At 55.8% G+C, this 7855-nt stretch carries 5 protein-coding genes and 1 pseudogene; 5 read left to right on the forward strand and 1 reads right to left on the reverse strand.

Going from position 1 to position 7855, the window contains the following annotated elements:
* Both HV796_RS39185 and HV796_RS39190 read left to right on the forward strand, forming a co-directional pair.
* A pseudogene (locus HV796_RS39185) lies at positions 1-94 on the forward strand (IS5/IS1182 family transposase); the annotation flags it as partial.
* A gap of 27 nt (positions 95-121) precedes the next feature.
* A complete protein-coding gene (locus HV796_RS39190) occupies positions 122-595 on the forward strand; it encodes a hypothetical protein (RefSeq protein WP_175233145.1) in 474 nt (157 codons plus the stop codon).
* A 764-nt stretch (positions 596-1359) separates the two neighbouring features.
* Here the strand turns inward: HV796_RS39190 and HV796_RS39195 are convergent.
* Entirely contained in the window at positions 1360-2034 is a 675-nt protein-coding gene (locus HV796_RS39195) for a hypothetical protein (RefSeq protein ID WP_175233146.1), read from the reverse strand.
* A 1120-nt stretch (positions 2035-3154) separates the two neighbouring features.
* Between HV796_RS39195 and HV796_RS39200 the strand changes: the two genes are divergently transcribed.
* The 3 genes from HV796_RS39200 (at position 3155) to HV796_RS39210 (ending at position 6457) form a co-directional block, all read left to right on the forward strand.
* Complete coding sequence (locus tag HV796_RS39200; RefSeq protein WP_175233147.1) at positions 3155-3943, forward strand: lytic transglycosylase domain-containing protein; 789 nt, start codon at positions 3155-3157, stop codon at positions 3941-3943.
* Between the two features lie 1157 nt (positions 3944-5100).
* Entirely contained in the window at positions 5101-5643 is a 543-nt protein-coding gene (locus HV796_RS39205; protein ID WP_175233148.1) for a hypothetical protein, read from the forward strand.
* Between the two features lie 196 nt (positions 5644-5839).
* On the forward strand, positions 5840-6457 hold the full coding sequence (locus tag HV796_RS39210) for a hypothetical protein (RefSeq protein ID WP_175233149.1): 618 nt from the start codon (positions 5840-5842) through the stop codon (positions 6455-6457).
* Positions 6458-7855: the final 1398 nt, after the last annotated feature.

A 7855-nucleotide genomic window follows, 5' to 3' on the forward strand; every position in this document is an offset into this window, starting at 1 on the left:
GGTCAGGAACTACGAGCAACGCGCCGACGTGTCTGAAGCCATGATTCACATCGCGATGGGCAGCCTGTTCTTACGCAGAATCGCTCATCTGTGATTTTTCAAACGGGCTCTCAGAATAGTAGTGCGGCGGCGGGATCGCGTTGCGCTAGCTTCTGTCACGGTCGGTTGCTGGGGTCATTTCGAAATCGAGCCGCTCAAACGCTATGTCGCCCGCCCGGATGCCGCACGCGAATGCCCGTCGAGCGATGCACTGCGTGCCGCATTCAGTATCGACGTATCGCGCAGCCGGCGGCGCTCGGACGGCACCATGAGTCCGGCCGGTACGCGCTTCGAGATCTCCGCGGCTTACCGGCACCTGCAACACGTGTGCGTCTGCGATGCGCACTGGGAACTGAGCTGTGTCGATCTCATCGACGCCGACTGGGACGGACGTGCTGTGCGCGCTACGGCCCCAGGACAAGGCGTCAATGCGGACTGGCAGCGTCCGACTTTATGCCGTGCTGTCCATGTCGAACCACTACCATACAGCGCCGAAGGCATCGTCGCACCGCAGCTGGTCGTTCAGGCGCGTGTCGCCGACGAACACCACGCATAGCAGGGGCGGGTCATTTCCCCATCGATTTACCTGCTCACGCTCAATTGGCTCAAACGGCGCACAGCAGGCACAGGTCCCAGTAGCCGGGTGCGGCTACGGACCGCGATCGTCGCGTTCGCGCGTCGTCTCATGATTGCACCATGACAGCAGTTAAGGGATGTGGTTGATTTTCACAGGGGCATGGGTGACGCCGACGTAACGCCTCACAATTCAGTGAGCCAGATCAAGGCGTAAGCGGGGGGATACAAATGTGCGGTCCGAGACGAACGGGCGCAAAATTCCGGATCTGGTCCACGCATCCGATTCGTTAGATGTGGCATGTTTCCGTTGTTGAATGCGCGCAAGGTGCATGCGGGCTGACCGCTCAGCGGCAGAAGGGGTTGACGCGTCAAGTTCTTGACATGTCTGATGCAGGCAAGGCGTTGCCTGCCGATGTTTGTATCCCATCGAGACTTAATACCGGTATGTCGATACCGAGCCGCTTCCGCCGCAGCTTCGGGACGGGATCGCTCCTTTCATTTCTCCAGTTATGGGGCCGTGCGTATCTCGTGCGGACGGGGCAAAGGAAAATCTGCTCGGCCAGTCTACTGGGCATTAGGTTTCACGGGCAACTTTGGGCTATCGGTATTTTTCGCCAGACGGAAAACGAAAACCCTTTGGGCGAGAGAGGCAACTCGGCCGGCGACAAGACGTAGATTGATGTGCTTCAATCCATCTTGTCACCAGCTCCGAGTGCCGATCTGTCCATACTGCGCGAGCTCGTCTTAGCCCTTTGCGTTTTGTGCCAAAATGGCTGCATTGGAATTGGCCGCGGTGCCATTTCCCAGGTCCGTTAGTGTTGCAGATACGTTGGCATCCGAATAAATCGGAAAGGTGAACTCGGGCGAGGTTCCGTTTGCGAGGAAATTGTTTGCTTGCTGGGTCAGGTTGCTAAGGTGCGCCAAGTCGTTCAGCGAGGACATGCCGAAGTCTTTCATCACGTCAATATGACCAATTATCGTTGTGATCGCGTTCTTGACATCGTTCGGTGTATTCGGATTTACAATCTGCGCTTCCATCGCTGCCATTTGCTGCGCTACCGCTGCGGACGCCTGCGCGTTTGTTGGCAGAATTCCTTGTCTCGCGTTATTCTGAATCTCGCGGATAAGCGGCGATGTAACGCCGGCCTTGTTTGTGTTGACAATTACCCCGCCCGGCTCGCTAAACAAGTTGCCGTTCGAACCCGATCCATTACTGTTTCCCACGTTGTTTGAACTGTTCGAACCGTTCATCTTGTTCCAATTACTTCCCGAATTGTTCATACTGTTCATACCGTTCTTGCTCAGCGCGATGTTCGCGGCATCGTTCAACTGTTGCATCTGGGTATTATACAGTTCCTCATAAGGTGGGACGCCCGGTGGCATCGGCGGGGCTGGTGGAATGTTGGCGGTACCGTTCATGCAATGGCTCATTTCTGATTCTCCCGTAAATTTAACGAAGGTGCGGTTGCCAGGAGCGGCTCCCACTGAACTTCATTTTGGAGAAACTTGAGACCGGTGCCTTGACCATTGACGAAATCAGGTCCGGGCAATCCGAAATTGGGGCGTGCGGCAATATCCTGCGCAAATCAGGCGACGGGTAGCGAGGTGGCGTGAACACCCTTGACTGCGAGTCATTGTCACGCGATTTGATGCTAAAGAGTACGCAGCCGCAAGAGAGGCGACCGGTTCAGTCGTCTGGCACACATCATACTTTCACAGTTTTTAACATGGAGCCACGCGTTTCGTGCTTGTTGTGTTTTTTTCGCCTAACGATGCCCCTGGAAGGTCGCAATTCTTTTTGTAGGTGTCGGTCCGCTCAGGCGCATCTACGATTTGGGCGCACCCGAGTCGATCCAATCCACGTTGTCGCTGGCATGTCGCGCGAGCAGCATGCGCCGATCCGCGGCTAGCCGGTGCGCTCACAAGTTGGCCGACACCGCGCCCCGGTGGATTGCGGGCGGGCGATCACTAGCGGGATGACAAGCAGGGCTGCGTACGGAGCACGCGAACAATGGAATCGGTAAATTGACATGAAATGCGAAAATAGCCGAAAACCACAGACTGGTTAACTTCAACGATTTTTAAAGGAAGGGTAAGATTCGAACCATCGGCAGGCCGCCGATTCGGCCGGTGCCGGATAGAGAGACTTCACACCCTCAAAGCGACAGATGGAAGGCGGAAGATTCAAGCTGATGCGTAGAGGGTGCGACGTGTTCGCATACGACATTGGATGATGACTGCTGTTACTCATTTGTTATTTTCGTCATCGAATGGAGCGGTCTCTCATGCCGGAAATCTTGGGATGACGTGAATTGCCCTGGCCACAGTTCGCGCGACCGGATTGACACGGCGCGTCGGGAAAGCCGGGAGTGTCCCGGTCGGTCACCCCGGCCAGCGAGGTAGGCCTTCCAACGGGTTGGCATAGGCTTGGCTTCGCCAGATCGAGGAGTTCGGAAACCGAATCGTGCCATCTTGCAGTTCACGCTGCTGTGATGGCTTATTGTCGCGCCAAATAGCGGAACGTTTCGTCGAATCGGTCTTGAGACTCAGCAAAGTGTTCGTCCCCGTTCTGCTAGTTATCTTTCCCATGGTCGCGCACAGCGCCGAAGGCTTGTCGCCACAAGTCCTTGCTCTGGCTGAGCGGTGCGCGCCGGATGTGCATCCATTGACGATCGCTTATCTTGTGAACGCGGAGTCCCGAAATAATCCGCTCGCGATCAACATCAACGGAAACTATGAACTTCCCGGGCAACCTGCCACTGAGCGGGAGGCGCGTGAGGCGGTTCAGCGATTGGAGAGGCAAGGGCTGAATTTTGACGTCGGGTATGCACAGATTAATTCGGCCAACTTCCGTGGTCTTGGGCTAACGGGCACGCAATTGCTCGACGGATGTACCAATCTGCGCGCGGCCGCGCGGGTCTTGGGTGATTGCTATGCACGTGCGGCTCTGACGGTGGGGGAAGGTCAGGCGGCCTTGCAGCGTGCGCTGTCTTGTTACAACACGGGCTCGCAAGGCAAGGGTTTCACAAATGGCTACGTCGCGCGTGTGCTCGCGCAGGTCAGGTTGCGAATTCCTGCTCTTCTTGATGGTCCACTTGATCCCAATGGGGCGAACAATTTCCCCCGGAAGCGGCGCGGGGTCATGAGCCAGACGCCGCCCTCGTCGCGCACGGGGAAGATTAACCGGCACGACGACATCTCCGATCCGACGAAAACTCAATGTAATGACGGTGATTCAAAGGCAGCCGATCAGACTGAGTTGGACGATTCCCCTAGTTCAGGAGTGGAGGTCTACAGGAGCTACATACGGCCGGGTGAGCTTCAGTGACAGATTTGATAAGCGACAAAGTCCCGTGAAAACCAACGCGGGTGCTTGCAATGTCGTGCTTCTTTTATGACCCGATGCGTAACCTGATACAACCTTTATTGCTGCTTGGCCGGAGCACGCAACCGGTCTTTTTCAGGTGCCTGCGAGCCTGGCGCCAGTAAAGCCACTCAACGCTCCGGCCACGAGCGCGCACGCGATAAGCCATGGCGCGCTTTGCTCCCAAGTGCCCTATTCACGGCGACAAGTTGGACCGTGCGCCTGTTACGTTAAATTTCAATTTTGGCAGCGGCGTGCCGGCCCGACCTCGGTTAGCTTATCCGCGTTCCGGTCAATTACGGATTCGAAATTTAGTCTCGCGGCGAGCAGGGGCCTTGCCGGCCGCGTCCTTTGTCGCTTACTCGATCCTATCGGCAAGAAGTTCGTCTACGCGCTCAACGCGGCGCACAATAGCATCGGCGTCCTGCAACAACCACAGCGTATGGCGGTTGTCGGGCGAAGTATGGTGAGTGGAAGAAGGGCCGCAAGGCGCATACGGGACCCGATCACTTGGGTGCTTTGCCTTTTACCTAGATTTTTGAGTCTTTCCCATCGTTGTGATATCAACACCGCGGGTGGGCGCTATTCAACGTGTACAAGCGCATTGGGCTATTGCTTTGCGCATCGCGTTGTTTCCCTTTGCTATTACCTTGCCGAACTCAACGAGCCTGTTAAGCACATCTTTTTCGCATTGATCGCCTCTTTGATTTGACCTCTTAAGGCTCGTTATTACCGACTTAACCGCATTGAAGTGCTTGTTGCACTGTCGCAAGACGTGAAAAAATGTCTTTACTATAATCCATTGCTAAATTATTATTCTGCGATCAAAGCACGCCTTATAGCGTTCGATCGTCTGTGCGGCTTTCGCCTTCGTGAACATTTTTGATCGTAATCTATTCGTTATATAATAAGTTTTTGCGAATTGTGCGTCAACCGCGTTGATCTTTTGCGAAGGTTCGCAACGTTTTATCGTGCGCGATGTGATCATCTCCGTTTTCGGAACAAGGGAAATTGCGAAACAGCGAAGCTAGCAGGGTGCATGAAAAGAATTCAGACTTGCATGACCTGCCTAGACGTCCCCCTCCCCCAGTCTATTTCGGATTTCTCGATTGTCATTTCGGATGCTGAACAAGGAATCCTCGACCAATGAGGAACAATCAGATGGATGCTCGCAACAATCCGTAGAGGCATCGAAATCACATAAGGAGCACAAACAAATGTCATCAGTAAATTTTGGCCTGCTACCAGGCTACTACCAGGGAGCCGCAAACTTGTTTGACGGAGACGGCACCAAGGCGACCAACTCTCTCAGACTCCAGACCGGGACGAATATCTATGGTGGCGATCGCACCAAGATATTGAATGCACTTAAGCTCAATATGGATACTATGGGAACCGAGAATCCGTACATATTCGACAGGGCGTTGCCGGGCCGCGGCAAAGTCATTAGCATGGCAGATCTTGATAAATGGGCAAACCAGTCTCCTAATGGTCAGTCACAGAGTGATTTCAACAGAAGCGAGCTGGCGCGCGCAGTGCAAGCTGATCCGGGCCTGTTCAACTCGTTGGACCCGTTGAACCACCACTTTATCGGGATGCCAGAGATTAACGAGGCATTGAATCAGCAGGCGCCACTGGAGACAGGAACGATCGGCATCTTTTAATCGAACCGGCCTCCATGAACAAAGTGGGGCGAGTAAACTCGTCCCACGGTTCTCGCAACGGGCTGCGGTGCTATGGTTTGGCGCACTGCCGGGCCCCGATGGGCATCGCCCATTTCGCTACAGAGATCAAGTCACACAACGATATTGTGACTCCATATCGTGAGCCTCTCATTCCCACCATTTACTTTATACTTTCATGCGAAGCAACGTTGTCCGCCAGAATTCAACCGCCCGCAGTTCCGGCTCGTCCTACGGGAACACCGGTTTCCCCGACGGCGATAACGCGGGCGCTGGTGCGAAGTCGCCCACCCGGTCCATCGGTGGCGGTGGTAAAAGTCAGACCCTCGTTGGCTTGAGGCCCACCGGCGCGAACTTCACGACCAGAGATGTCGTCGAAGATGATCGCCTCTTCGGCCCGTTCGCCTCCTACATTGACGAGCATCCCGAAGACGCGGGAAGAATTGCACGCTACGTCGCCAGGCTGCGCAGCACCGTTTCCGGTCGGGCCGTGCTAAAGGAGATCGGAGAAGAAGTTCGCCTCAAAATTCAGTATCGATTGAACAAAAACGAGGTGGAGCGAGGTGTCAGCACGGCAGATCCCAAGGAACGACAACGTTACGCGCAGGCTCTTCATTACGCGATCGGCACGCTCGAAAGCGGATTCGCGCGAGGCGCACTTGGGCGCCGGACGATTCGGCGGGCTGCCGGAGAGTTAATGGAACGACTCGATGAGCAGGCGATGGAACGCGGCATCATCAGCGAATGGGACTATAAGGCGCTCGCGGATCGCCTGAAAGAAGTTCACAACAAATGAGCAAAAAGTCTTGCAGCATGAATTCCTGCCAATGACTCGAGTGAATTGCCACCCCTCTTCGGCCGTGACTGCCGCTGGGGAGTCTGCCGGCGTCATGTGTTCCGAGGTCTTCGCATTAGCGTCCGTCAGCCTGCGCAAGCGCCGCGCGCGTACGCGCCACGCACGATTTGCTGCTTGATGCCCGCGAGCGAACCGGCGAACATACGGTGCGGGCCGGACTGGCGAGTTTGATTGAGCGGCGGGCACAGCGATCGCAGCGGTTCAACTGGCCGACCCAAGGCATAGTTGCCTGATACCTTTTTCACGATGTCACTGCTCTCCTGCCGATGTATGCGCTTGCGGAATCTACAACGTGACAATCAAACTCTTATCCTACGTCATCCGGCGGTTTACACGGAAAAGTTGGTGATTTCCACGTGCATGCCTCAATGTCGTTGACCCGCAAGGCCCGTATGCTCTCGGGATCACTGATGGGACGCGTTCGTTCAATCACTGGAATAGGGGCGCCGCTGCACGACTCGGCTGCCTTGAAAGCGTGCGGGAAACTGCTGCTCAAGGAAAGCAGGCGATAGGTGCTCGACCATTGACATGGCCGCGCATGTGCCCGCCACCAGGTATCCTTTCACTCCTTGGCCGCTGACCACGGCAAGTCGACTGGCGTAGAGAACACGGTCGGCATGCCGAGGTCGAACATGAGACGGACTTGTCGCCGATTCGCCGCGGATTACGAACGACGCGGTATTGCATCAAGGAAATGGTGTTGCGCGGGCGAGCGGTCCCGGATGTGCCGCTTATCGTACCTGTCCCACCGCTCTTGCACCCCCGCTCCAGTTGGCCGTAGCAACCGCTGAATATATCGAACAAGGGGGCCGCGGCGCCGTTCTTGTCAATCAACTTGAAGTGTTGTGCCGATTTGGGGCCACCACCGTGGCGTTGCCGTATCCATTCGGCTGCTTGGACATTACTCAAAACGACCGTACTCCGATGGTCTCTTGCCCCGTGGCTCAAGCAGCGCGCGCTGCAACGCCTGCCTGCCTCCGGCCGTACCTCTTGGCAGCATATCGGCCTCGCAACGCCGCAACTGCCGCTCGCGCTCGATCGTCAATGCGATGGCTTTGTCGAGTCGCCAGGCAATTGCTGTTGGTCGTTGTTGGATTGAATTTGAGTACGCACGCGCCTCATAGCGCATGCGGCTGATGGCCGTAACACAGATTCATCGACGTGGTGCAGCTCCTCCTGTCAAGCGAGATCAACAAGCGGTCATTCGCCGAGCCTTGCGCACTGTGCGTAAGCAACTCGTGGCGGCCAGCCTTGAATGAACAGGCGTGACACGCCAAAGTGATTCCCACCATTTTTTGTAGCGGGAATCACTTTGGCACCAGAAGAAGAGCAGATATC

It is taken from the genome of Paraburkholderia humisilvae (assembly GCF_902859855.1).
Lineage (GTDB): Bacteria > Pseudomonadota > Gammaproteobacteria > Burkholderiales > Burkholderiaceae > Paraburkholderia > Paraburkholderia humisilvae.